At 74.6% G+C, this 24,336-nt stretch carries 20 protein-coding genes; 8 read left to right on the plus strand and 12 right to left on the minus strand.

What is annotated here, in order from left to right:
* The first annotated feature begins 23 nt into the window (after positions 1-23).
* Entirely contained in the window at positions 24-410 is a 387-nt protein-coding gene (locus tag ABD363_RS00965; RefSeq protein ID WP_344599388.1) for a hypothetical protein, read from the plus strand.
* Positions 411-516: 106 nt separating this feature from the next.
* On the plus strand, positions 517-1,941 hold the full coding sequence (locus ABD363_RS00970) for a S28 family serine protease (RefSeq protein ID WP_344599389.1): 1,425 nt from the start codon (positions 517-519) through the stop codon (positions 1,939-1,941).
* A 122-nt stretch (positions 1,942-2,063) separates the two neighbouring features.
* Here ABD363_RS00970 and ABD363_RS00975 read toward each other — a convergent pair whose 3' ends face one another.
* The 3 genes from ABD363_RS00975 to ABD363_RS00985 all read right to left on the minus strand — a co-directional run bounded on the left by ABD363_RS00975 (position 2,064) and on the right by ABD363_RS00985 (position 5,480).
* Positions 2,064-2,699, minus strand: coding sequence for a hypothetical protein (locus ABD363_RS00975; protein ID WP_344599390.1), 636 nt, complete (start codon positions 2,697-2,699; stop codon positions 2,064-2,066).
* Positions 2,700-2,811: 112 nt separating this feature from the next.
* Positions 2,812-4,638 (minus strand): glycoside hydrolase family 3 protein, encoded by a 1,827-nt coding sequence (locus tag ABD363_RS00980; RefSeq protein WP_344599391.1) that lies wholly within the window; start codon positions 4,636-4,638, stop codon positions 2,812-2,814.
* A 194-nt stretch (positions 4,639-4,832) separates the two neighbouring features.
* Entirely contained in the window at positions 4,833-5,480 is a 648-nt protein-coding gene (locus ABD363_RS00985) for a LysE family translocator (protein WP_344599392.1), read from the minus strand.
* 195 nt (positions 5,481-5,675) lie between these two features.
* Here ABD363_RS00985 and ABD363_RS00990 point away from each other — a divergent pair, with 195 nt between their 5' ends.
* Positions 5,676-7,013, plus strand: coding sequence for an aminotransferase-like domain-containing protein (locus tag ABD363_RS00990; protein ID WP_344599393.1), 1,338 nt, complete (start codon positions 5,676-5,678; stop codon positions 7,011-7,013).
* A 61-nt stretch (positions 7,014-7,074) separates the two neighbouring features.
* On the opposite strand, the gene ABD363_RS00995 is transcribed toward ABD363_RS00990, so the two are convergent.
* The 3 genes from ABD363_RS00995 to ABD363_RS01005 all read right to left on the minus strand — a co-directional run bounded on the left by ABD363_RS00995 (position 7,075) and on the right by ABD363_RS01005 (position 9,955).
* Positions 7,075-7,872: a sugar phosphate isomerase/epimerase family protein gene (locus ABD363_RS00995; RefSeq protein ID WP_344599394.1), complete on the minus strand. Its 798-nt coding sequence runs from the start codon at positions 7,870-7,872 to the stop codon at positions 7,075-7,077.
* A gap of 160 nt (positions 7,873-8,032) precedes the next feature.
* Positions 8,033-8,635, minus strand: coding sequence for a dihydrofolate reductase family protein (locus ABD363_RS01000; RefSeq protein ID WP_344599395.1), 603 nt, complete (start codon positions 8,633-8,635; stop codon positions 8,033-8,035).
* A gap of 273 nt (positions 8,636-8,908) precedes the next feature.
* Positions 8,909-9,955, minus strand: a complete 1,047-nt coding sequence (locus ABD363_RS01005) for a LacI family DNA-binding transcriptional regulator (RefSeq protein WP_344599396.1) — start codon at positions 9,953-9,955, stop codon at positions 8,909-8,911.
* A gap of 264 nt (positions 9,956-10,219) precedes the next feature.
* Between ABD363_RS01005 and ABD363_RS01010 the strand changes: the two genes are divergently transcribed.
* Genes ABD363_RS01010 through ABD363_RS01020 form a run of 3 tightly spaced genes read left to right on the plus strand, consistent with a single transcriptional unit; the run spans position 10,220 to position 13,358 of the window.
* Positions 10,220-11,371 carry a Gfo/Idh/MocA family protein gene (locus tag ABD363_RS01010; protein WP_344599397.1) on the plus strand — a complete coding sequence of 384 codons (1,152 nt, stop codon included), beginning with the start codon at positions 10,220-10,222 and terminating at the stop codon, positions 11,369-11,371.
* Positions 11,368-12,528: a dihydrodipicolinate synthase family protein gene (locus ABD363_RS01015; protein WP_344599398.1), complete on the plus strand. Its 1,161-nt coding sequence runs from the start codon at positions 11,368-11,370 to the stop codon at positions 12,526-12,528. The genes ABD363_RS01010 and ABD363_RS01015 overlap by 4 nt, the downstream gene beginning before the upstream one ends.
* Positions 12,525-13,358, plus strand: coding sequence for a sugar phosphate isomerase/epimerase family protein (locus tag ABD363_RS01020; protein ID WP_344599399.1), 834 nt, complete (start codon positions 12,525-12,527; stop codon positions 13,356-13,358). The genes ABD363_RS01015 and ABD363_RS01020 overlap by 4 nt, the downstream gene beginning before the upstream one ends.
* Before the next feature lie 581 nt (positions 13,359-13,939).
* Here ABD363_RS01020 and rbsD read toward each other — a convergent pair.
* From rbsD to map, 6 genes are all read right to left on the minus strand, one after another.
* On the minus strand, positions 13,940-14,329 hold the full coding sequence (gene rbsD, locus ABD363_RS01025; protein ID WP_344599400.1) for a D-ribose pyranase: 390 nt from the start codon (positions 14,327-14,329) through the stop codon (positions 13,940-13,942).
* Positions 14,326-15,228 carry a ribokinase gene (locus ABD363_RS01030; RefSeq protein WP_344599401.1) on the minus strand — a complete coding sequence of 301 codons (903 nt, stop codon included), beginning with the start codon at positions 15,226-15,228 and terminating at the stop codon, positions 14,326-14,328. The genes rbsD and ABD363_RS01030 overlap by 4 nt, the downstream gene beginning before the upstream one ends.
* A gap of 126 nt (positions 15,229-15,354) precedes the next feature.
* A complete protein-coding gene (locus ABD363_RS01035) occupies positions 15,355-17,313 on the minus strand; it encodes an ABC transporter permease/substrate-binding protein (RefSeq protein ID WP_344599402.1) in 1,959 nt (652 codons plus the stop codon).
* A complete protein-coding gene (locus ABD363_RS01040; RefSeq protein WP_344599403.1) occupies positions 17,303-18,826 on the minus strand; it encodes a sugar ABC transporter ATP-binding protein in 1,524 nt (507 codons plus the stop codon). Before ABD363_RS01040 ends, ABD363_RS01035 begins: the two co-directional genes overlap by 11 nt.
* Entirely contained in the window at positions 18,823-19,854 is a 1,032-nt protein-coding gene (locus ABD363_RS01045; RefSeq protein WP_344599404.1) for a LacI family DNA-binding transcriptional regulator, read from the minus strand. The genes ABD363_RS01040 and ABD363_RS01045 overlap by 4 nt, the downstream gene beginning before the upstream one ends.
* A gap of 582 nt (positions 19,855-20,436) precedes the next feature.
* Entirely contained in the window at positions 20,437-21,246 is an 810-nt protein-coding gene (gene map, locus ABD363_RS01050; RefSeq protein ID WP_344599405.1) for a type I methionyl aminopeptidase, read from the minus strand.
* 66 nt (positions 21,247-21,312) lie between these two features.
* Between map and ABD363_RS01055 the strand changes: the two genes are divergently transcribed.
* Positions 21,313-21,618 carry a helix-turn-helix transcriptional regulator gene (locus ABD363_RS01055; RefSeq protein WP_344599406.1) on the plus strand — a complete coding sequence of 102 codons (306 nt, stop codon included), beginning with the start codon at positions 21,313-21,315 and terminating at the stop codon, positions 21,616-21,618.
* A gap of 231 nt (positions 21,619-21,849) precedes the next feature.
* Positions 21,850-24,114 (plus strand): SF1B family DNA helicase RecD2, encoded by a 2,265-nt coding sequence (recD2, locus tag ABD363_RS01060; RefSeq protein ID WP_344599407.1) that lies wholly within the window; start codon positions 21,850-21,852, stop codon positions 24,112-24,114.
* Positions 24,115-24,336: the final 222 nt, after the last annotated feature.

A 24,336-nucleotide genomic window follows, 5' to 3' on the forward strand; every position in this document is an offset into this window, starting at 1 on the left:
ATGCGCGTGGGGGAGGGGTGTCTGTGGACAGGGGTGCGGTACGGCGGCGGCTGGCGCTCGGGACGGCCGTGCTGACCGTGTCCGGGCTGCTCGCCGTCGCGGCGCCGGACACGGCCGAGGCCGCCGCGTCCTGCGCGGGACGCGTGGTCAGGACGCTCCCGTTCGCCACCGGCTCCGTGTCCGTCCACCGGCGCGGCGGCTACGTCTGCGCCGTCACCGCCCCCGCGCACCCCGGCGCCGGGCGGACGATGTCGGTCGGCGTGCAGGCGCGGGGCGGCCGGCCGGTCGTGGACACCGGGACGTACGAGGACCGGGCCGGACCGGTGACCGTGCACGCCGGACAGCGGTGCGTGCGGGTGACGGGACGGGTGGGCGGCGGGTCGGTCGGCTCCGGCTGGATCCTCTGCTGAGCCGCCCAACACGCGCGGCCGTACAGGGTTTTCCCCATATCCCCTGGTGCGCGGGCGAGTTGCTCCGATAGCTTCCGGCGCACATCTGTCTCACAGGGGAGTGTGCATGCGCAAGGCGCTCAGATGGCTGCTGGCGCTCACGGTGCTCATAGGCACGTTGAGCACGGCGGGAGCGGCCACCGCCGCCGAGCCGGAGACCACCGACATCAAGGACCGGCTGCTCGCCATACCGGGCATGAGCCTGGTCGAGGAGAAGCCGTACCCCGGCTACCGCTTCTTCGTCCTCACCTACACCCAGCCGGTGGACCACCGGCACCCGGCCAGGGGCACGTTCCAGCAGCGGATCACCGTGCTGCACAAGGACGCCGCCCGCCCGACGGTCTTCTACACCAGCGGCTACAACGTCTCCACCACGCCCAGCCGCCGCGAGCCGACGCAGATCGTGGACGGCAACCAGGTCTCCATGGAGTACCGCTACTTCACCCCGTCCCGGCCCGCCCCGGCCGACTGGTCCAAGCTGGACATCTGGCAGGCGGCCAGCGACCAGCACCGCATCTTCGAGGCGCTCAAGCCGCTCTACCCCGAGAACTGGATCTCCACGGGCGGCTCGAAGGGCGGCATGACCGCCACCTACTACGAGCGGTTCTACCCGCGCGACATGGACGGCGTGGTCGCCTACGTCGCCCCCAACGACGTGGTGGACAAGGAGGATTCGGCCTACGACCGGTTCTTCGCCCGGGTCGGCACCCAGGAGTGCCGCGACCGGCTGAACGCGGTGCAGCGCGAGGCGCTGGTGCGCCGCGAGCCGCTGGAGAAGAAGTACCGGGCGTACGCGGCCGAGAACGGCTACACCTTCGACACCATCGGCAGCCTGGACCGCGCCTACGAGGCCGTCGTCCTGGACTACGCCTGGGGCTTTTGGCAGTACAGCCTGGTGAAGGACTGCGGCGAGATCCCGGCCGACGCCAAGAACGCCACCGACCAGGAGATCTGGGACTCCATCGACGCGATCTCCGGCTTCTCCGCCTACACCGACCAGGGCCTGGAGACCTACACGCCGTACTACTACCAGGCGGGTACGCAGCTCGGCGCGCCGACCATCCACTTCCCGCACATCGAGAAGAAGTACCTCCGCTACGGCTACCAGCCGCCGCGCAACTTCGTCCCGCGCGAGATCCCGATGAGGTTCCAGCCGTGGACGATGCGGGACATCGACACCTGGGTGCGGCACCACGCGCGGCACATGCTCTTCGTGTACGGCGAGAACGACCCGTGGGGCGCCGAGCCGTTCCGCGTGGACAAGGGCGCGAAGGACTCCTACGTCTTCACCGCGCCGGGCCTGAACCACGGGGCGAACGTGGCCGGCCTGGTGCCCGAGGAGAAGGCCCTGGCCACGGCCAGGATCCTGGAGTGGGCGGGCGTCGCCCCGGCCGCCGTGCAGGCGGACCCGTCGGCGGCCAAGCCGCTGGCCCGGTTCGACGCCAAGCTGGACAAGAGGGACGTGGAGCGCGAGCACGCGCTGCGCCCGTAGACGACCCGATCGCGGTGCGCCGCCTCGCCCACGGCCGGGCGGCGCACCGCGGCCGTGTCCCCGGCCGGCCGCCCGGACGACCGCCGTCTCCCAGCGCCTGCCGGGCAGCGGGCACGAGCCGTTCACACCGGCCGGGCGCAGCCCACCGGGGACGGGCCGTCGAGCCGGACGTACAGGGCCGTGGACGCCGGGCAGCGGGCCCGGGTGTCCACCGCCCGCACCACTTCGTACTGCGGTTTCCGCCGCCCCGTGCCGTCGCAGGCGGTCTCGCGGACCCGCCCGTCGCCGAGGCCGCGGACGCAGTCGCCGACGACGGTGCGCGGGCCGCCCCCGCCGCCGGGGTCGCCGGGGTGCGGCGGCCGGAGATTGCGCATGCAGGCGTAGCCCCGCGGCACCACCCCGTCGCCGTCCTCGTCGAAGGACGGGCGCCGCTCGCTGAGGTGCAGGACGAAGTCGGTGGTCCCCGGGCACGGCGGCCCGTCGTCCGCCCGGCCGTCGTGCCGGGCCACGACCCGCGCCGCCGCCCGCTCGCCGGCGCACGGCACCTCGGTGGAGCTCGTCGTACCGGACGAACTGCACTCGCCGACGTCGAGGAACACCGCCCCGTATCCGGAGGGCCGGACCGCCGGGGCCGGTGTGCCCGCGCCGGACCGTCCGTCCTGCGCCGCGCCCCCCGACGGCGACTGGCACGCCGCCAGCACCGCGGCGAGCAGCGCCGGCACCGCGCACGCCACCCCCACGGACCCTTTCCCACGCATCGCCATCCCCCGGGCACCCCCGTCCAGCGTGGCCCGCCGCGACGGGCCCACGCCAGACATCCGGGACGTTTTGCGCACCTCGGCGACGGTGCGCCCGGCAGGGGGCGTACGCCTAGTACGACAGCCCGTGCCCGAGGGGATACAGCACCTGCGTCGGGTCGTCCGCCCGCATCACCGGCACCGGCAGCTTTCCGCGCGGCCGCACCCGGCCCGCGATCACCCGGGCCGCCGCCCGCAGTTCGACGTCGGTCCACGAGTACGACGCCAGGCAGGCCCGGACGTCCGGCAGGTGGGCCACGTCGTAGGGGTTGCGCAGGGCGAGGGCCACCACCGGCTTCCCGGTCGCCAGCAGGGCCCGCACCAGCGTCTGCTGGCCGCTGCCCGCCGTCACGTTGTACGTCCCGGCCACCACCGCGTCCGCGTCCCGGGCCGCCGCGACGGCCCGGTCGACGGTCGCCGCGGACGGCGCCGTGCCGGTCGGCAGGGCGGTCGCCGTGAAGCCCAGTCCGGTCAGCGCGTCCGCGAGCACGCCGGTCGGCGGGCCCGTCGTCCCCGACGGCGAGGCGGGGTCGGCGCCGACCACGAGGATCCGGGGGTGCCTGCGGCGCGACAGGGGCAGCAGGCCGCCCTCGTTGACCAGCAGCGTGGTCGTCCGCTCGGCGATCCGGTCGGCCGCCGCCCGGTGCGCCGTCGTCCCCACCGCGCGGTCGACGCCGGCCGGGCTGACGTACGGGTCGCGGAACAGTCCCAGCTTCGCCTTCAGCCGCAGGATGCGCAGGATCGATTCGTCGAGCCGGGCCTCGGTGAGCTCGCCGCCCCGGACGGCGTCCAGGACCGCGTTCCAGGCCAGGTCCAGGTCCGGCGGGTTGAGCAGCTGGTCGGCGCCCGCCTTCAGCGCCAGCACCGGCACCCGGTCGTCGCCGTACCCGGTCCGCACGCCCTCCATGCCGAGGGAGTCGGTGACCACCACCCCGTCGTAGCCGAGTTCCTCGCGCAGGATGCCGGTGAGGATCGGGCGGGAGAGGGTGGCCGGGTCGCCGGAGCCGTCCAGCGCCGGGACCCTCAGGTGCGCGGTCATGATCGAGTCGATGCCGGCGGCGATCGCGGCCCGGAAGGGCGGCGCGTCCAGCGTCTCCCACTGCTCGCGGCTGTGCGTGATGGTGGGGAGGCCGGTGTGGCTGTCGACGTCGGTGTCGCCGTGGCCGGGGAAGTGCTTGGCGGTGGCGGCCACCCCGGAGCCCTGGTATCCGCGGACCTCGGCGGCCACCAGGGCGGCCACCGCCGCCGGGTCGGCGCCGAAGGACCGTACGCCGATCACCGGGTTGGCCGGGTCGACGTTCACGTCGGCCACGGGCGCGTAGTCCTGCCGGATGCCCAGCGCGCGCAGCTCGCGGCCCGCGAGGCGGCCCAGGGTGCGGGCGTCGGAGCGCGAGCGGCCCGCGCCGATCGCCATCGCGCCGGGGAACAGGGTGGCGGGCGCGCCCACCCGCGCCACGATGCCGTGCTCCTGGTCGGTGGAGATCAGCACGGGCAGTCCGCGCGGCAGCTCCAGGGACGCCTTCTGGATGCCGTTCGACAGCTCGGCGATCTGGTGCGGGTCCCGGGTGTTGTGCGCCCAGGAGAAGTAGACGATGCCGCCGACCCGGTACTTCGCGAGCAGCTCGGCGGCCGTGCGGACGCCGATCTCCTTCAGGTTGGCGTCGGCGTCGGCCTGGTCGGGGGCGGTGGCCGAGTGGCCGTAGACCCGCATCACGAACAGCTGGCCGACCTTCTCCTGGAGCGTCATGCCGGAGACGAGGGCGCGCAGCCGGTCGTCGTCGGGGGCGGCCGCCGCGGGGGAGCGCCCGGCGACCGCGAGCGCGGCGGTGACGCCCGCCGTGGCGGCGAGGACCGTACGTCTCGCGGGGGTCGCGGTGTTTCCCGTGCTGGAGTCGGGCACGTGCGCTCCTTCCGGAGGTCGTCCGCCGCGGGCGGACGCGGGATCCGCTGAAAGAAACTTCCGAGGAGTCACCAATATCCGGGAAGTTTCCGCCGGTCAAGGGAGTGCACAGTAACCGGGAACGGGCCGCCGCCGGCGCAGCGGTGAGGGGGCGCGCCGACAGCGGGGCGGCCCGCCGTCGGCGGTGCCGCGGGTCAGCCGGTCCGCGCCGGGGCCGAGGTGTCCGCCGCCACCGTGACGGCGAGCGCGCCGAGCACCGTGCCCGTCAGGTAGCGCTGCACCCGGAGCCAGGAGGGGCGGCGGGAGAGGAACACGGCGATGGCGCCGGCCGCCAGCACGATGGCGAGGTTGACGGCGACGCTGACCGCGATCTGGACCGAGCCGAGCACCAGGCCCTGCAGCAGGACGTGGCCCGCGTCCGGGTCGACGAACTGCGGGATGAGCGAGACGTACATCAGGGCGATCTTCGGGTTCAGCAGGTTCGTCGTCAGCCCCATCGCGAACAGCCTGCGCGGCGAGTCGTGCGGGACGTCCCGCGGGGCGAAGACCGGGACGCCGCCCGGCTTCAGCGCGTTCCAGGCCAGGTGGGCGAGGTACGCCGCGCCGGCCAGCTTCACCGCCAGGTACAGCTCGGGCACCGCGGTGAAGACGGCCGCCAGGCCCAGGTTCGCGGCCACCAGGTACACCAGGAACCCCAGGGCCACCCCGCCGAGGGAGACGATCCCGGCCCGTCTGCCCTGGGTGACGCTGCGGGAGACGAGATAGATCATGTTCGGGCCCGGGGTGAGCACCATTCCGAGGGCCACGGCCACCACGCCGAGAACCCCGCTCGTTTCCACCATGAGCATCCCTCGTTCGCTTTCGAGAATTGCACCGATCGGTTCGGGAAAGAGCGGGCACGTGTCCCGCGTGCGGCGGCCGGGCTCCGGCGGTGAATGCAGTGAGCATAGGAGGGGAAAAAGCTCCATGCAATCTTAATATTGCGCTCGGTGCAATTCTGTGCTTGGATGCCGGCCCGGGAACGAGAGGAGCGCGCCGTGACGGACTACCGGAGCGTCGCCGACGCGGTGGCCGAGGAGATCAGGACCGGCCGCCTCCGGCCGGGCGACCGCCTCCCCCCGCAGCGCAGGTTCGCCCGGCAGCACGGCATCGCCGACTCCACCGCGGCCCGGGTCTACCGGGAACTCGCCCGCCGGGGCCTGACCGTCGGCGAGGTGGGACGCGGCACCTTCGTCCGCGCGGTGCCCCCGGCCGCCGCGCCCGCGCTCACCGAACCCGCGGGCAGCCGCGTCGACCTGGAGCTGAACTACCCCGCCGTGCCCGGGCAGGCGGCGCTGCTCGCCGACGGGCTCGGCGCGCTGCTGCGCCCCGACGCCCTGGCGGAGGCGCTGCGGCCGACCGGCGCCGCGGGCCCGCCGGCCGTCCGCGAGGCCGCCGCCGACCTGCTGGCCCGCGGCGGCTGGCGCCCCGACCCGGCCCGGGTGCTCTTCGCGGGCAACGGCCGCCAGGCCGTCGCCGCCGCCGTCACCGCCCTGGTGCCGCCGGGCGCCCGGCTCGGCGTCGAGGAGCTGACCTACCCCGTCGTCAAGGCCGTCGCCGCCCGGCTCGGCGTCACCCTGGTGCCCCTGGCCATGGACGAGGACGGGCTGCTCCCGCGGGCCGTGGAGGAGGCGCACCGCGCCGGCCCGCTGAGCGCCGTCTACGTCCAGCCCACGCTGCACAACCCGCTGTCGCTCACCATGCCCCGGGAGCGGGCGGAGCGGCTCGCCGAGGTGCTGCTGCGGCTGGGGATCCCCGCGATCGAGGACGCCGTCTGGGCCTTCCTCCGCGACGAACTGCCGCCGCTCGCGTCCCTGGCCCCCGAGCGGACCGTCCTCGTCGACAGCCTGTCCAAGCGCGTCGCCCCCGGCCTCACCCTCGGGTTCGTGGTGGCCCCCGGGCCGGTGGCCGGCGACATCGCCGCGGCGCTGCGCTCGGGCGGCTGGGGGCCCGGGCGGTTCGCCCTGGAGGCGGCCGCCCGCTGGCAGCGGGACGGCATCGTGGAACAGCTCGTGCGGGCCAAGCAGCGGGAGGCCGCCGCGCGGCAGGAGATCGCCGCCCGGCACCTCGGGGCCTTCGCGGTGCGCGGCGACCCGCGGTCGTACCACTGCTGGTGGCGGCTGCCCCGCCCGTGGCGCGCCGACACCTTCGTCGCGGCCGCCGCGCGGCACGGCATCGCGGTGGCGCCCGCCGCCGCGTTCACCGTCGGCGGCCACCACGCCCCCAACGCGGTCCGGCTGGGCCTGGCCTCACCGTCCGCGGACGACCTGTCCCGGGCGCTGGCCACCCTGGCCGGTCTCGCCCGGTCCGCCCCGGACGACCTGATCGCGTCCTGACGCGGCACCGGGCGCCGGCCCGCCGCCGTGCCCGGGGGCGGGCGGCCGGGCGGCGGGCCGGTCACGCCGAGTCGTTGAGCAGCCGGGCCAGATGCTCCCGCCCGGCGCGCAGGAGGCCGGGCAGCGGGGCCGCCGACTCGTACCACCGCTTCTCGTACTCCCAGCACAGCCAGCCGTCCCAGCCGTGCCGCGAGAGCACCTCCACGCACTCGGCCAGCGGCAGGACGCCGGCGCCGAGCGGCAGCGGGGCGGTGTCGTCGGCGGAGGCGATGTCCTTGACCTGGACGTAGCCGAGGTGCGGGGCGAGGGCCGCGTAGGTCTCCGAGGGCTGCTCGCCGCCGAGCCAGGTGTGCATCACGTCCCACAGCGCGCCGGCCTGGCGGTGGCCGACCGGACCGAGGACGCGGATCACGTCGGCGCCGGTGCGGTGCGAGTCGTGCGTCTCCAGCAGGACGCGCACCCCGAGACCGGCGGCGTACTCGGCGGCCGTGCCCAGGCGCCGGGCGGCCGTCGCGTCGGCCTCCTCCGGGCTTCGGCCGTCGCCGCCGGGGAAGACCCGGACGTACGGGGCGCCCAGGTCGCGGGCGAGGTCGAGGAGGGCGCGGACCTCGGCGAGCACGGGTTCGTCGGCGCCCGGCGCGGCGACGCGCGCGTAGCCCGCCAGGCCCAGGACCTCGACGCCGGCCGCCTTGAACTCGGCGGCGACGGCGTCCCGTTCGCCGGGGGTGAGGCCGGGGTGCACCGGCTCCTCGGGGTGCGCGCGCAGTTCGACACCGTGGTAGCCGTGCTCGGTCGCGAGCCGCAGCACGTCGGACAGGGGCAGGCCGGGGACACCGAGGGTGGAGAACGCCAGCTTCATGTGTACGGACCCTACCCGCCAGGCCGTCCGGGACTCCTCTTCGCCACCCGGGGGCGCCCAGGGCCGCCGGAGCCGACGGGAGCCGCCGGGCCGCCCGGGGCGGAGCCGGGGCGCCGGCGGGGACGTCGTCGGACCCCGGGCGCCGGCGCCCTTCCCGCGCTCAGTCCTCGGCGGGGGCCGCCGCCCGGTAGACGCAGACCTGGGCACCGGTGGGGGCGGTGGTCGCGGAGACCAGTTCGAAGGCGCGGAGGACGCCGTCGGCGGGGAAGATCGTCTTGCCGCCGCCGAGGACCACCGGCATCACGACGAGCCGCAACTCGTCCACCAGGCCCTCGCCCAGCAGCGTCCGGGCGAGGGTGGGGCTGCCCATGAGCAGCAGGCCGCGGCCGTCGGCCGCGCGCAGCTCACGGAGGCGGGCGACGGCCTCGTCGCCGGGGATGCGGGTGGTGTTGTTCCAGGTCAGGTCGGCGTCGGTGAGGGTGCGGGAGACGACGTACTTCGGGAGGGCGTTCAGCCGGTCGGCGAACGGGTCGCCGGCCCGCTCGGGCCACGCGCCCGCCATCGCCTGCCAGGTGCGGCGGCCGAAGAGGAAGGCGTCGGCCCCGGCCGCCGCCGCGTCGAAGGCGCCGCCGACGACCTCCGGGTCGAAGAACGGGTGCGTCCAGCCGCCGTGCGCGAAACCGCCGTCGGTGTCCTCCCGGGGGCCGCCCGGGGCCTGCACGACACCGTCGAGGCTGATGAACTCACTGATCACGATGCGCATGGAAGGTGCTCCTGAGGCGCTGGTCGGGGTGCGTCACGACGGTGAGGACCGGTGCGCGGGAGAAAACTCATCGGTGGGCGGCCGCCGTCTTCGCCCGCGGGGTCCTCGGCGGGCGGAGCGGCCCGGTCCTTCGGCGGCGGGGCGCGGGGCGCCTCAGGCGCCCCGCGCGGCTCCGGCGCGGGGCGCCGCCCGGCTCGCCCCCCGCCCGCCCCGGCGGACGTGCGGTCGTGCCGGGGGGACGGGCTCGCTCCCGTGGCGCGCGGGAGGGGCGGCTCAGGCCCGCGGGGCTCCGGAGGAACCCCGCACCATCAGTTCGCCCCGCACCGTCGCGATTCCCCCGGGCGGCGGCTCCTCCCGGCCCATCGCGATACGGCCGGCCCGCGCCCCCGCCTCCGCCAGGGGCAGCCGGACCGTCGTCAGGGCCGGGACCGCGTCGATGCTGAACGGCAGGTCGTCGAAGCCGGCGACGGACACGTCGTCGGGGATGCGCCGGCCGGAGTCGCGCAGCGCGGCGCACGCGCCGAGGGCGACGGAGTCGTTCGCGGCGACCACGGCCGTCAGCGTCGGGTCGCGGCGCAGCAGCTCCAGCGTGGCCTCGTAGCCGGACCGGCGGTCGTAGCGGCCGTGGACCGTCCAGCGGGGGTCCTCCTCGATGCCGTGCGCCGCCAGGGCGGCCCGGTGGCCCTCCAGGCGGTGGCGGGTGGTGGTCCGCTCCTCGGGGCCCGCGATGTAGCCGAGCCGCCGGTGGCCGAGGCCGATCAGATGCTCGGTCAGTTCCCGGCCGCCGCCGCGGTTGTCGAAGGTCAGGGCGATCGCCCCGGTGTCCGGCGCCGGGGGCCGGCCGCACAGGACCACCCGGGTGCCGGCGGCCTCCAGCTTGCGCAGCTTCGCCGCCACGGCCGCCTTGTGCGGCGCGTCCTCCACCGCGCCGCCGGTCAGCACGACGGCCGCCGCGCGCTGGCGCTGGAGCAGGGTCAGGTAGGTCAGCTCGCGCTCCGGGGAGCCGCCCGTGTTGCAGACGACCGCGAGTCTCTCGCCGCCCGCTCTGCCGCCCGGGCCCCCGATCTCGGACTGGATCGCGCTCGCCATGATCCCGAAGAACGGGTCGGCGATGTCGTTGACCAGGATCCCCACCAGGTCGGAGGTGGCGGCGGCCAGGGCGCTGGCGGGCCCGTTGAGCACGTAGTCCAGCTCGTCGACCGCCTTCAGCACCCGCTCCCGGGTGGCGGCGGCCACGGGATAGTTGCCGTTCAGCACGCGCGACACCGTCGCGGGGGAGACCTGGGCGCGGGCCGCCACGTCCGCCAGGGTCACCGTCATGTCCTCGTCCTCCGGTCGCGCGTCTCGTCGTACGCCCTGGTACACACCCGGGCCCACGGCCGTGGTTCCGAGCAGACCTTACGGCCCGGACCCCGGCCTGCCCATCGGGCAGCTCTTCCTCGCCGCGGTCTTGTCCGGAGCGCAGTTCAGAGGCTAGCTTCTCCAGGGATAGAAAGCGCTTGCTGCATCGCTCGTCGGCGTTCGCCGGGCCACCGGCGGAGGGCGGGGGTACGCGGCGCGCGGACCGCGTACGAAGGGAACGACGTGACACGCAAGACGGTGCGCATCGCCATGAACGGCGTGACCGGACGCATGGGCTACCGCCAGCATCTGGTCCGCTCCATCCTGGCCATCCGCGAACAGGGCGGCCTCGACCTCGGCGGCGGCACCGTGCTGTGGCCGGAGCCGGTCCTGGTCGGCCGCCGCGAGCACGCGCTCAGGGCGCTGGCCGAGAAGCACGGCCTGGAGCACGTCTCGACGGACCTGGACGCCGTCCTGGCCGACGAGAGCGTCGAGATCTACTTCGACGCCCAGGTGACCTCGGCCCGCGAGGAGGCGATCAAGAAGGCGATCGCGGCGGGCAAGCACATCTACACCGAGAAGCCGACGGCCACCGGCCTCGAAGGCGCCCTGGACCTGGCCCGGCTGGCCGCCGCGCAGGGCGTGAAGCACGGCGTGGTGCAGGACAAGCTCTTCCTGCCCGGCCTGCTCAAGCTCAAGCGGCTGATCGACGGCGGCTTCTTCGGCCGCATCCTGTCGGTGCGCGGCGAGTTCGGCTACTGGGTGTTCGAGGGCGACTGGCAGGCCGCCCAGCGCCCCTCGTGGAACTACCGCGCCGAGGACGGCGGCGGCATCGTCGTCGACATGTTCCCCCACTGGGAGTACGTCCTGCACGAGCTGTTCGGCCGGGTGAGGTCCGTCCAGGCCCTGACCGCCACCCACATCCCGCAGCGCTGGGACGAGAACGGCAAGCCCTACGACGCCACGGCGGACGACGCCGCGTACGGCATCTTCGAACTGGAGGGCGGCGCGATCGCCCAGATCAACTCCTCCTGGGCGGTGCGCGTCAACCGGGACGAGCTGGTGGAGTTCCAGGTGGACGGCACGGAGGGCTCCGCGGTCGCCGGCCTGCGCAACTGCCGCGTGCAGCACCGCAGCGCCACCCCCAAGCCGGTGTGGAACCCCGACATCCCCGCCACCGAGGTCTTCCGCGACCAGTGGCAGGAGGTCCCGGACAACGGCGAGTTCGACAACGGCTTCAAGGCCCAGTGGGAGCTGTTCCTCAAGCACGTCTACGCCGACGCCCCCTACCACTGGGACCTGCTGGCCGGCGCCCGCGGCGTCCAGCTCGCCGAACTGGGCCTGAAGTCCTCGGCCGAGGGCCGCCGCATCGACGTACCGGAGATCTCGCTGTGACCATCCACCTGCCCGACGGCGCGGGCGGACTGCGGGCCTACGAGCCGCGCACCGAGCCCCTCGCCCTCACCCCCGGCGCCCCCCTGACCTCCCGCACGGTCTTCTCGGCGGCGCACGTCGTCGCCGACCCGTACGCCGACGTCACCCCCGACGCGCCCGCCGCCGTCGACTGGGACGCCACCCTCGCCTTCCGCCGCCACCTGTGGTCCCACGGGCTCGGCGTCGCCGAGGCCATGGACACCGCCCAGCGCGGCATGGGCCTGGACTGGGCGGGAGCGGCGGAGCTGATCCGGCGCAGCGCCGCCGAGGCCAGGGCGGTGGGCGGCCGGATCGCCTGCGGGGTGGGCACCGACCAGCTCGCCGGCGGCCGCCCGCACGGCCTGCGGGAGATCCGCGCCGCCTACGAGGAGCAGCTCGCGCTCGTGGAGGAGTCGGGCGCCCAGGCGATCCTGATGGCCTCCCGCGCCCTCGCGGCCGCCGCCGAGGGACCCGAGGACTACCTGGAGATCTACGGCCACCTGCTGCGCCAGGCCGCCGAACCGGTGGTCCTGCACTGGCTGGGCCCGATGTTCGACCCCGCGCTGGAGGGCTACTGGGGCTCCAGCGACCTGGACGCCGCCACCGCCACCTTCCTGGAGGTCGTCGCCGCCCACCCCGACAAGGTCGACGGCGTCAAGATCTCCCTGCTGGACGCCCGGCGCGAGGTCGACCTGCGCCGCAGGCTCCCCGAGGGGGTGCGCTGCTACACGGGCGACGACTTCCACTACCCCGAGCTGATCGCGGGCGACGACCAGGGCTTCAGCCACGCCCTGCTCGGCATCTTCGACCCGCTCGGCCCGCTGGCGGCCGAGGCGGTGCGGGTCCTGGACACGGGGGACACGGCGGGCTTCCGCGCCCTGCTCGACCCGACGGTGGAGCTGTCCCGCCACCTGTTCCAGGCGCCGACGCGCTTCTACAAGACGGGCGTGGTCTTCCTGGCCTGGCTCGCCGGGCACCAGTCCCACTTCACGATGGTCGGCGGGCTGCAGTCGGCCCGCTCCCTGCCGCACTTCGCCCGCGCCTACGAACTCGCCGACGGCCTCGGCCTGTTCCCCGACCCGAAGCTCGCGGAGGAGCGGATGCGGACCCTGCTGAGCCTGTACGGGGTGACCCGATGAGCCGGACTCCGGAGCGCTTCTCCGTCAACCAGATGACGGTCAAGCAGCTGAGCCTGCCCGAACTGGTCGACGCCTGCCGGGACCTGGGCGTACGGAACGTGGGCCTGTGGCGCGAGCCGGTCCAGGCGTACGGCGTGGACGCGGCGGCGAAACTGGTGCGGGACGCGGGACTGGCGGTGACGACGCTGTGCCGCGGCGGCTTCCTCACCGCGATCGATCCGCGGGAGCGGGCCGACGCCCTCGCCGACAACCGCCGGGCGGTCGAGGAGGCGGCCGCTCTGGGCACCGACACCCTGGTCCTGGTCTCCGGCGGCCTGCCCGCGGGCTCCAAGGACCTGCGCGGCGCCCGGGAACGCATCGCGGACGCGCTGGCCGAGCTGGGCCCCTATGCCGAGTCCCACGGCGTGCGCCTGGCCATCGAGCCGCTGCACCCCATGTTCGCCGCCGACCGGTGCGTGGTCTCCACCCTCGCCCAGGCCCTGGACCTCGCCGAGCGCTTCCCGGCGCACCAGGTCGGCGTCACGGTGGACACGTACCACATCTGGTGGGACGACACGGCCCCCGCCCAGATCGCCCGGGCCGGCGCCGCGGGCCGGATCCACACCTTCCAGCTCGCCGACTGGACCACCCCGCTGCCGGCGGGCGTGCTCAACGGCCGCGGCCAGATCGGGGACGGCTCGATCGACATGCGGGAGTGGAAGGGGTATGTGGAGGCGGCCGGGTACACCGGCCCCATCGAGGTCGAGCTGTTCAACGAGGAGCTGTGGGCGCGGGACGGGCGGGAGGTGCTGGCCGAGACGGCGGCCCGGTTCGCGCGGCACGCGCTCTGATCCGCTCCCCGGCCGGCCCGCCGCGCCCGGGACGGGCCGGCGCGCGGTGCCGGTTCCGACGTCCGTCGGGGTCGGACCGGCGGACGACGCGCGAGGTGCGCGCCGCCTCCGGGTGAGGGAAGGCCGGCAGGGGGACCCGCACGTCGCCCAGCGGCAGCACGCGCACACGGGCGCGGAAGCCGTCCTCGCGCGCGCTGCGCGGCAGGGCGGGCAGGCGGGTCCGGGCCGTCGTCTCCCGCCGGAGTCCCCACCGCTCGGCGGCCGGCACCCCGTCGGTCCGGAATTCCTGCACTCGCATGGCCCCCCACGCGCACCGCCCGGCTCGTCCGGACCGTCGCAGGAGGACCGGGCGGAAAAAATCCCCGCACCCGTGCAACCGTTCCCGGCGCCCGCGGGTCGTACTGGGCGTCGGAACACCCCGACGGGGGATCCGGGGGGATCACGGGGGTTCCGGCGGGAGGGGAAACCGGGGGGCCCGGTTCGGTGAACCGGGCCCCCGAAGCCGGCGGCTCGGAGCCGCCGGCGCCCGCGTGACCGCGCCGTCCGCGCGGCCGCGGTCCCAGCGCCCCGGCGGGCGGACGCTAGAAGAACACCCCGCACCGCAGCAGCACGTTCGCGTACGGCCGGGCCTCGCCGGTGCGGACGACGAGCCGCGCGCCGGCCGTCAGCTCCTTGAGCCGCTCGTGCGGCACCAGCTCCAGGTGCGGGAAGTGCCCCGCCAGCAGCTCGGCCGCCGCCGGATTGGCCCGCCGCACCTCGGCCGCCGCCGTCGCGCCCTCGACCACCAGCTCCTCCAGCAGCCCCTCGACCACCTCGGCGAACGACGGCACCCCGGCCCGGAACGCCAGGTCCACCACGCGCGGACCGTCGGGGATCGGCATGCCGGCGTCGCACACCAGCACCCCGTGCCCGTGCCCCAGCTCGGCCAGCGCGCCGGCGAGCCGGCGGTTCAGGATCCCGGCCTTCTTCACAGCGCGTCGACCTCCGCCGCCGTCGGGAAGGACTCCTGGGCGCCCTCCCGGGTGACGGCCACCGCCCCGACCCGGGCCGCGTACGCCGCCGCCTCCTCGAGCGTCGCGCCCGTGCCCAGCCGCCAGGCCAGCGCCGCGGTGAACGCGTCGCCCGCGCCCGTGGTGTCCACCGCGTCCACCGGCACGGACGGGACGCGGACGACGCCCTCCGCCGAGGCCGCCAGCGCGCCCTGGGCGCCCAGCGTCACCACCACCGAGCGCGGGCCCTTCGCCAGCAGCAGCCGCGCCCAGTCGGCGGGCTCCTCGCTCACGCACGCCGCGCCCAGGATCACCTTCGCCTCGTGCTCGTTGACGATCAGCGGATCGCAGGCCGCCAGCACCTCGCCCGGAAGGGGGCGCGGAGGCGACGGGTTCAGGACGAACCGGTTGCCCGGGGCGAGGCTCCGCACCACCTCCACCACCGTCTCCAGGGGGATCTCCAGCTGGGCCGAGACCACCCGGGAGGCGTGGAAGAGGCTGGCCGCGGCCCGCACGTCCGCGGGGGTGAGGCGGCCGTTGGCGCCGGGCGAGACCACGATGCTGTTGTCCCCGGACGGGTCCACCGTGATCAGCGCGACCCCGGTCGGCGCGCCGCCCACCAGGACGCCCACCGTGTCGACGCCGGCCGCGCGCTGCGCGTCCAGCAGCAGCCGGCCGTGGGCGTCGTCGCCGACCCGGGCCAGCAGGGCCGTGCGGGCCCCCAGCCGGGCGGCGGCGACCGCCTGGTTCGCGCCCTTGCCGCCCGGGTGGACGGCCAGGTCGGAGCCGAGCACCGTCTCCCCGGCCGCCGGCCGGCGCTCGACGCCGATCACCAGGTCGGCGTTGGCCGACCCGACGACCAGGAGGTCGTATGCGTACATGAATCGCTCCCCGATCCGAGTGAGTTCCCGAGTGGATCCCCGAGTGAAGTCGAGTGGATCCGAGTGCGGGGCGGGCGGTCGACACGACCGCCCGCCCCGTGTGCCTGAGCGTCCCCGCGTTCGGCGTCAGCCCTCGAAGCCGGCCACGTTCTCCCGGGTGACCACCTTCACCGGCACCTTCACCGTGCTCTCCACCTTCTCGCCGTCGGCGGCGCGCAGCGCGTTCCGCACCGCGATCCTGCCGAGTTCCGACGGCTGCTGCGCGACGGAGGCGTACAGCGTGCCCGCCTCGACCGCCTTCAGCCCGTCCGGCGTGCCGTCGAAGCCGACGACCTGCACCGACTTTCCGGCCTTCGCCCCCAGCGCCTTGATCGCGCCGAGCGCCATCTCGTCGTTCTCGGCGAAGACACCGTCGATGTCGGGGTGCGCCTGGAGCAGGTTCGTCATCACGTCCAGGCCCTTGGTGCGGTCGAAGTCCGCGGGCTGCTCGGCGACGACCTCGATGCCCGGGTAGTCCTTCAGCCCTTCGGCGAAGCCCGCGCCGCGCTCGCGGCTGGCGGAGGTGCCGGCCTGGCCCTGCAGGATCACGATCCTGCCCTTGCCGCCGAGCTTCTCGGCGAGCGCCCTGGCGCCCAGCGCGCCGCCCTCGACGTTGTCGGAGGCGACCAGCGCGGCCGTGTCCGCCTTGGTGACGCCGCGGTCCACGGCGATGACGGGAATGCCGGCCTTGTTCGCGCCGCGCACCGCGGGACCGGCCGCGTCGGAGTCCACCGGGTTGACGATGACCGAGGACAGCGAGCCGCTGGTGAAGTTCTGCAGCTGGTTGGCCTGCTGGGAGGCGTCGTTCTGCGCGTCGGTGACCGTCAGGTCGACGCCCAGCTTCCTCGCCTCCTCCTCGGCCCCGGCCCGGATCTGCACGAAGAACGGGTTGTTGAGCGTCGACAGCGACAGGCCGATCCGCTGCGTCCCGCCCGCCGAGGCCCCGCTGTGCAGCAGCGAGGTCGCGCCGACCACCGCGACGGCGACGACGGCCGCGAGCACGTACGTGAGTGCCTGCCTGCCCCGGTGCCCGCCGCCGGACGCGCCGGCCGCCGGGGTGGTCGCGCCCGCCTTGCGCCGCAGGGTGTCGAACAGCACCGCCAGCGCGATGACGACACCGATGACGACCTGCTGCCAGAACGCGGACACGGACAGCAGGTTGAGCCCGTTGCGCAGCACCGCCAGGATCAGCGCGCCGATCAGCGTGCCCGACGCCTTGCCGGTGCCGCCCGCCAGGGAGGCGCCGCCGATGACGACCGCGGCGATCGCGTCCAGTTCGTAGCCCTGCGCGGCCTGCGGCTGCGCGGAGGACAGCCGGGCGGCGAGCACGATGCCCGCGACGGCGGCGAACAGGCCGGAGAAGGCGTAGATGGCGAGCTTCTGCCGCTTCACCCGCAGGCCCGACAGCCGCGCGGCCTCCTCGTTGCCGCCGATGGCGTACATGGAGCGGCCGAGGTAGGTCCGGCCCAGGACGAACGCCGTGGCCAGCCCCATGACGATCATCACCAGGACCGGCACCGGCAGCCAGCCGCCGAGGGTGTCCCCGAGGTGCGAGACGGAGTCGGGGAAGGCGATCGGGGAGCCCTGCGAGATCACCAGGGACAGGCCGCGCGCCACCGACAGCATGGCGAGCGTCGCGATGAACGACGGCAGCTTGCCGTACGAGACCAGGAAGCCGTTGACCAGGCCGCAGGCGATGCCCGTCGCGAGGGCGAGGAGGACCGCCGGGACGACCGGTATCCCGGCCTCGGTCGCGCTCCACGCCAGCACGGTCGCGGACAGCGCGGCGACCGAGCCGACCGACAGGTCGATGCCCGCGGAGACGATCACGAAAGTGACGCCGAAGGCGAGGATCGCGGTCACGGCGGCCTGGACGCCGACGTTGAGGAGGTTGTCGGCGGTCAGGAAGTCCCCGGACAGCGCCGACATGGCGACGACCAGGACGATGAGCGCGGTCAGCGCGCCGTTGTCCAGGAGCAGGCGGCGCAGGCCGCCCGAGGCGCCGCCCCGCGCGCCCGGCTTGCTCTTGAGCGTGTCAGTGGCCACCGGTGGCCTCCGTTCCGTTGCTGTGGGGAGTGCTGACGGCGAGTGCCATCACGGCGTCCTGGGTGGCCTCCTCGGCGGCCAGTTCGCCCGCGACGCGCCCCTGCGCCATGACGACCACCCGGTCGCTCATGCCGAGCACCTCGGGCAGGTCGCTGGAGATCATGAGCACGGCGGCGCCCGCGGCCGTCAGTTCGTTGATCAGCTGGTAGATCTCGACCTTCGCGCCGACGTCGATGCCGCGGGTCGGCTCGTCGAGGATCAGCACCTTCGTGTCGGCCAGCAGCCACTTGCCGATGACGACCTTCTGCTGGTTGCCGCCGGAGAGCGTCCGCACGTGCTGGCCCAGGCCCGCCATCCGCACGCCGAGCTGTCCGGCGATCCGGGCCGCCGCCTCGCGCTGCCCCCTGAGGTCGACGAGCCCCGCGCGGGAGGCGGACCGGAGGGTGACCAGGCCGAGGTTCTCCTCGACGGAGGCGTCGAGGATCAGCCCCTGCCCCTTGCGGTCCTCGGGCACGAACCCGATGCCGGCCGCCATGGCGGCGTTCACGTCGTGACCGCGCAGCCGCTCGCCGCCGACGTGCACGGCCCCGGCGTCGTACGGGTCGGCCCCGAACACGGCCCGGACGACCTCCGTCCGCCCGGCCCCGACCAGCCCCGCGATGCCGACGACCTCACCGGCCCGCACCTCGAAGCCCACGTCGTGGAAGACGCCGTCCCGGGTCAGCCCCTCGACCCTGAGCAGCGCCTCACCGGCCTTCGCGCGCTCGCGCGGGTACTGCTGTTCGATGGACCGCCCGACCATGAGCCGTACCAGTTCGTCCTGGGGCGTCGAGGCGGGCACCTGCCCGACGCTGCGGCCGTCCCGGATGACGGTGACGCGGTCGCCGAGGGCGGCGATCTCCTCCAGGTGGTGGGTGATGAAGACGACGCCCACCCCGTCCTCGCGCAGCCGCCGCACGATCGCGAACAGCTTCTCGACCTCCTCGGAGGTCAGCACGGCGGTCGGCTCGTCCATGATGAGCACCCGCGCGTCCAGGCTGAGCGCCTTGGCGATCTCGACCATCTGCAGCCGTGCGATGCCGAGGTCGCGCACCCGCGCCCGCGGGGAGACGTCCACCCCGACGCGCTTCAGCAGCACCTCGGCGTCGGCGTCCATCCTCCGGCGGTCGATCATCCCCAGCCGGCGCGGCTGCCGCCCCAGGAAGATGTTCTCGGCGACCGTCAGCTCGGGGACCAGGTTGAACTCCTGGTAGATGGTGGCGATCCCGAGCCGCTCGGAGGCCTGCGCACCGTCGATGCGCACCTCCTCGCCGCCGACCAGGATCCGTCCGGCGTCGGGCGTGTAGGCGCCCGACAGCATCTTGATGAGGGTGCTCTTGCCCGCGCCGTTCTCGCCGAGCAGCACGTGCACCTCGCCCCGGCGCAGGTCGAAGTCGACGCCGTCGAGCGCGACCACGCCGGGGAAGGTCTTGCGGATGCCCTCGATGCGCAGCAACTCCTCCGGGTTGCTCACGTCGTACTCCTTCGTACGGGGGAGGGGGACGGGGGTTCCGGCTCGCCGCACGAGCGGCGGACGACGAGCCGGGCGGGCAGCGTGACGGACTCGGCCGTCCGGCCCTCGATCCGGTCGACCAGGGCGCGCACGGCGGCGCGGCCCAGCTCGCCCGTGGGCTGGGCGACGGCGGTGACGGGCGGGTCGGTGTGCACGAACCAGGGGATGTCGTCGAACGCGGCCAGGGCGAGGTCGTCGGGCACCCGCAGTCCGCGCGCGCGGACGGCGTCCAGGGCGCCGAGCGCCATCAGGTTGTCGGCGGCGAAGACGACCTCGGGCGGCTCGGGCAGGTCGAGGAAGCCCTCGGTGACCCGGCGCCCGCTGGCCGCCCGGAAGTCGCCCTGCCCGGTGTAGGCGGCGGGCAGCTCCAGCCCGAACGCGCCGAGCGCCTCCCGGAAGGCGTCCACGCGCTCCCGCCCGGTCGTGGTCGCCGCCGGCCCGGCGATGATCGCCAGCCGCCGGTGCCCGAGCCCGTGCAGATGCGCCACGAGGTCCCGCACGGCCGCCCGCCCGTCCGACCGCACCACCGGCACGTCGACGCCCGGGATCCACCGGTCCACGAACACCATCGGCGTCCCGGCCCGCGCGGCCTCCAGCATCCGCGGCGAGCCGCCGTCGGTGGGGGAGACCAGCAGCCCGTCGATCCGCCGGTCCAGCAGCGTCGTGACGTGGTGGTCCTGCAGGTCGGGCCGCTCGTCGGCGTTGCCGATGATCACGCTGTACCCGAGCGCGCGGGCCTCTTCCTCCACGGACCGGGCCAGCTCGGTGAAGTAGGGGTTCATGACGTCGCTGATGACCAGCCCGAGGGTGCGGGTGGTGTCGGTGCGCAGCGACCGGGCGACGGCGTTCGGCCGGTACCCCAGCTCCTCGACGGCGGCCAGCACCCGCGCCCGCGCGGCGGCGCTGACCGACGGATGACCGTTCAGGGCGCGTGACACCGTCGCGACGGAGACCCCCGCCGCGGCGGCGACGTCCTTGATGCTCGCCATCGCCGTTTCCACCTCCTCGTGGAATCGATTACACGGAGGATTGGAAACGATTACACGGGTGCGTGACAAGACCCCGGAGTGGCCGAAACTCAATCGTGACCGTGGCGAGATCGCGCGGTCGGTGGCGTGACACGCCGTGATCCGCCGAAGGCGCGCAGGACCGACGGCCCGGCAGCCGTCACGGCGCCGCTCGGCCCGGCCCGCCACCGCCACGCGGACCGGCCGCCCGGGACCGGCGCCACGCCCGGCCCGGACCCGGCGCCGCCGGAGCCGTTCCGCGGCGCCCCGCGCCTCCCGGGAGCGGCGAACGCCACCGTCCGCGTCCTCGCCGCGGGAGCGGCCGGCCCCGGGGGGCGTGTCCATGGCGCCGGGCGTGTGGTCCGTGCGCGTCCACGGCGGCGAGCGCCGGTGGAGGCGGTGGGAGGCCGGGTCCACCGGCCCGCGCCGCGGGGGAGGGCCGGGCCCGGGACGAGCGGCGGGAAGTGCCGCGCACGCTCCCGCCGAGGGCCGCGGCGGGACTCGGGGAGCGGGTCGAACGCCTGGACGCGGTGCTCCCGCGGCGCGCGCGTGGGGGCGAGTCGGTCAGATCGCCGCGCCCCGCAGCGCCTGCTCGCTCCGCGCCCCCTTCGGCAGGGTGAGGATCTCGGCTCCGTCCTCGGTGATGGCGATGGTGTGCTCGCTGTGGGCCGTCCGGCAGCCCGTGGCGCTGCGGAGCGTCCATCCGTCGGCGTCGGTGACGAGTCGGGCGGTGTCCGCCATGACCCACGGCTCCAGCGCCAGCAGCAGCCCGGGGCGCAGCCGGTAACCGCGGCCCGGCCGTCCGGTGTTCGGGACGTGCGGGTCCTGGTGCATCGTCGATCCGATGCCGTGGCCTCCGAACTCGGTGTTGATCGGGTACCCCGCCTCGCTGAGCACGGTGCCGATGGCGTGGGAGACGTCGCCGATGCGGGCCCCGGGACCGGCGGCGGCGATCCCCGCGGCCAGCGCGCGTTCGGTCGCGCTGATCAGCGCGACGCTCTCCGGGGGCCTGGCGTCGCCCACGATGAAGCTGATGGCGGCGTCGGCGGCGACTCCGCCCCGGGAGACGGCGAGGTCGAGGGTCAGCAGGTCGCCGTCGGCGAGCGGGTAGTCGTACGGCCGCCCGTGGAGCACGGCGTCGTTGACGGCCGTGCAGATGTAGTGGCCGAACGGGCCGCGTCCGAAGGACGGCGCGTAGTCGACGTAGCAGGAGGTGGCTCCGGCCTCGGCGATCATGGCCTTGGCCCACCGGTCGATGTCCAGCAGGTTGGTGCCGACCGCGCTGCGGTCCTTCAGCGTGTGCAGGATGTCGGCGACCAGGGCGCCGGTGTCTCTCGCCCGGGCCAGCAGGGCGGGGTTCAGGATCTCGATCATGCGGCGGCCTTCTCCGGTTTCCAATAACAATACCGGCCTTACTGTACCGGTATTAGAATCGGCGCCATGGTCAGACTGCCGCTCAGCCCCGCCGAAGTGGAACGCGGACAGCGCCTCGGCGCCCTCCTGCGACGGGCCAGGGGGGAGCGTTCGATGCTCGATGTCGCGCTCGCCGCCCATGTCTCGCCGGAGACCCTCCGGAAGATCGAGACGGGCCGCGTGGCCACCCCCGCCTTCCCGACCATCGCGGCGATCGCCGACGTCCTCGGCCTCTCCCTCGATGCGGTGTGGGCCGAGATCAGCCGGCCGGAGCCCGCCGCCCTCGCCCCGGCCGGCGCCGGCCGGCCGGCGCGGGAGCGGCTGGCCTCGTAGGCGCAGGGACGCCCGGCGCGGGTCGTCCTCGTCGGGCACGGCCCGGCACCGGCCGGGTCCGCCCCGGTGCGCCGGCCGCCGGACGGTACGGCCCCCGTCCCGGCGTTCTTCGCCGGCCCGGCGCCGCGGAGGGCGCGGGAGCGGGCGCCGGGCCGCCGGGACCGCGCACCGGGGACTGCGGCCGGGCCCGCAGGGCCACCCGTGTCACAGCCCCCCGGTACCGTCGGACCCATGTCCAACCAGTCCGCGGCCGCCCCCGGTGAACGACGGCTCGCCGTCCTCGAAGGCGTCCTGGAACGCATCACGTACGCCAACGAGGAGAACGGGTACACCGTCGCCCGCGTCGACACCGGCAGAGGCGCCGGCGATCTGCTCACGGTGGTCGGCGCGCTGCTCGGCGCCCAGGTGGGGGAGTCCCTGCGGATGGAGGGCCGCTGGGGCTCGCACCCGCAGTACGGCAAGCAGTTCCACGTCGAGAACTACACGACCGTGCTGCCGGCCACGATCCAGGGCATCCGCCGCTACCTCGGCTCGGGCCTGGTCAAGGGCATCGGCCCGGTCTTCGCCGACCGCATCACGCAGCACTTCGGCCTGGACACCCTGAAGATCATCGAGGAGGAGCCGGAGCGGCTCGTCGAGGTCCCCGGCCTCGGCCCGAAGCGGACGAAGAAGATCGCCGACGCCTGGGAGGAGCAGAAGGCGATCAAGGAGGTCATGCTCTTCCTCCAGACCGTCGAGGTGTCCACGTCGATCGCCGTGCGGATCTACAAGAAGTACGGCGACGCCTCCATCTCCGTCGTGAAGAACCAGCCGTACCGGCTCGCCGCCGACGTCTGGGGCATCGGCTTCCTCACCGCCGACCGCATCGCGCAGTCCGTCGGCATCCCGCACGACAGCCCGGACAGGGTCAAGGCCGGCCTGCAGTACGCCCTGTCCCAGTCCGCCGACCAGGGCCACTGCTTCCTGCCCGAGGAACAGCTGATCAAGGACGCGGTCAAGCTGCTCCAGGTCGACACCGGCCTGGTCATCGACTGCCTCGCGGAGCTGGCGGAGCCCCCGGAGGACGGCGGGGACCCCGGTGTCGTACGGGAGCGGGTACCCGGTCCGGACGGCGGCGAGCCGGTGACGGCCGTCTATCTGGTCCCCTTCCACCGGGCCGAGCTGTCCCTCTCCGCCCAGCTGCTGCGCCTGCTGCGCACGGACGAGGACCGGATGCCCGCCTTCCGCCAAGTCGACTGGGACAAGGCGCTGGGCTGGCTCAAGGGGCGGACGGGGGCCGATCTGGCGCCCGAGCAGGAGGCGGCCGTCAAGCTGGCGCTCACCGAGAAGGTCGCCGTGCTGACCGGCGGCCCCGGCTGCGGCAAGTCCTTCACGGTCCGCTCGATCGTGGAGCTGGCCCGCGCCAAGAAGGCGAAGGTGGTGCTCGCCGCCCCCACCGGCCGCGCCGCCAAGCGCCTCGCCGAGCTCACCGGCGCCGAGGCCTCCACCGTGCACCGCCTGCTGGAGCTCAGGCCCGGCGGCGACGCCGCCTACGACCGGGACCGGCCGCTGGACGCCGACCTGGTGGTGGTCGACGAGGCCTCCATGCTGGACCTGCTGCTCGCCAACAAGCTGGTCAAGGCCGTCCCCCCGGGCGCCCACCTGCTCTTCGTCGGGGACGTGGACCAGCTGCCCAGCGTCGGCGCGGGGGAGGTGCTCAGGGACCTCCTGGCCGACGGCGGCCCGGTGCCCGCCGTGCGCCTCACCCGGGTCTTCCGCCAGGCCCAGCAGTCCGGGGTGGTGACCAACGCGCACCGCATCAACGCCGGGCAGCACCCCGTCACCGACGGCATGAAGGACTTCTTCCTCTTCGTCGAGGACGACACGGAGGCGGCCGGCCGGCTCACCGTGGACGTGGCGGCCCGCCGCATCCCGGCCCGGTTCGGCCTCGACCCGCGCCGCGACGTGCAGGTCCTGGCCCCCATGCACCGGGGTCCCGCGGGCGCCGGCACCCTGAACGGCCTGCTCCAGCAGGCCATCACCCCCGCCCGTCCCGACCTGCCCGAGAAGCGGTTCGGCGGCCGGGTCTTCCGCGTCGGGGACAAGGTCACCCAGATCCGCAACAATTACGAGAAGGGCGAGAACGGCGTCTTCAACGGCACCGTGGGCGTGGTCACCTCGCTCGACCCGGTCGACCAGCGCCTGACGGTGCTGACGGACGAGGACGAGGAGGTTCCGTACGAATTCGACGAACTGGACGAACTGGCCCACGCGTACGCGGTGACCATCCACCGCTCCCAGGGCAGCGAGTATCCGGCGGTCGTCATCCCGGTCACCACGGGCGCCTGGATGATGCTCCAGCGCAACCTGCTCTACACGGCGGTCACCCGGGCCAAGAAGCTGGTCGTCCTCGTCGGTTCGCGCAAGGCGATCGGACAGGCGGTGCGCACCGTGTCGGCGGGCCGGCGCTGCACGGCACTGGACTTCCGGCTCTCCCCCCGCCCTCTGGAGGGCTGAGGCCGCGGGAGCCGGACCCCGAGGACCGGGCGCGCCCGCGGGGACGGGGCCCACGGCCTCCCCGGGACCGGCGTCACGGAAAATGATCGATCAAATGAGTCGTGAAGGTCACAGAGCCCTTCCCGAAGGGGGGCGGAGGGGGCAGGATGGGCAAGTTGACGGCACTGAGTGCCGCCACTAGGCCCGATGGTCGACCCCGAGTGCACTCTCCTGAGCCGGTTG

Source organism: Streptomyces glaucus (assembly GCF_039533365.1).
Taxonomy (GTDB): Bacteria; Actinomycetota; Actinomycetes; order Streptomycetales; family Streptomycetaceae; genus Streptomyces; species Streptomyces glaucus.

Excerpts from the sequence above, each read along its gene's own strand:
- ABD363_RS00970 (WP_344599389.1), top strand. The coding sequence starts at position 517 with ATGCGCAAGGCGCTCAGATGGCTGCTGGCGCTCACGGTGCTCATAGGC.
- ABD363_RS00975 (WP_344599390.1), bottom strand. The coding sequence starts at position 2,699 with ATGCGTGGGAAAGGGTCCGTGGGGGTGGCGTGCGCGGTGCCGGCGCTG.
- ABD363_RS00985 (WP_344599392.1), bottom strand. The coding sequence starts at position 5,480 with ATGGTGGAAACGAGCGGGGTTCTCGGCGTGGTGGCCGTGGCCCTCGGA.
- ABD363_RS00995 (WP_344599394.1), bottom strand. The coding sequence starts at position 7,872 with ATGAAGCTGGCGTTCTCCACCCTCGGTGTCCCCGGCCTGCCCCTGTCC.
- ABD363_RS01000 (WP_344599395.1), bottom strand. The coding sequence starts at position 8,635 with ATGCGCATCGTGATCAGTGAGTTCATCAGCCTCGACGGTGTCGTGCAG.
- ABD363_RS01005 (WP_344599396.1), bottom strand. The coding sequence starts at position 9,955 with ATGACGGTGACCCTGGCGGACGTGGCGGCCCGCGCCCAGGTCTCCCCC.
- ABD363_RS01020 (WP_344599399.1), top strand. The coding sequence starts at position 12,525 with ATGAGCCGGACTCCGGAGCGCTTCTCCGTCAACCAGATGACGGTCAAG.
- ABD363_RS01030 (WP_344599401.1), bottom strand. The coding sequence starts at position 15,228 with ATGTACGCATACGACCTCCTGGTCGTCGGGTCGGCCAACGCCGACCTG.
- ABD363_RS01045 (WP_344599404.1), bottom strand. The coding sequence starts at position 19,854 with ATGGCGAGCATCAAGGACGTCGCCGCCGCGGCGGGGGTCTCCGTCGCG.
- map (WP_344599405.1), bottom strand. The coding sequence starts at position 21,246 with ATGATCGAGATCCTGAACCCCGCCCTGCTGGCCCGGGCGAGAGACACC.
- ABD363_RS01055 (WP_344599406.1), top strand. The coding sequence starts at position 21,313 with ATGGTCAGACTGCCGCTCAGCCCCGCCGAAGTGGAACGCGGACAGCGC.
- recD2 (WP_344599407.1), top strand. The coding sequence starts at position 21,850 with ATGTCCAACCAGTCCGCGGCCGCCCCCGGTGAACGACGGCTCGCCGTC.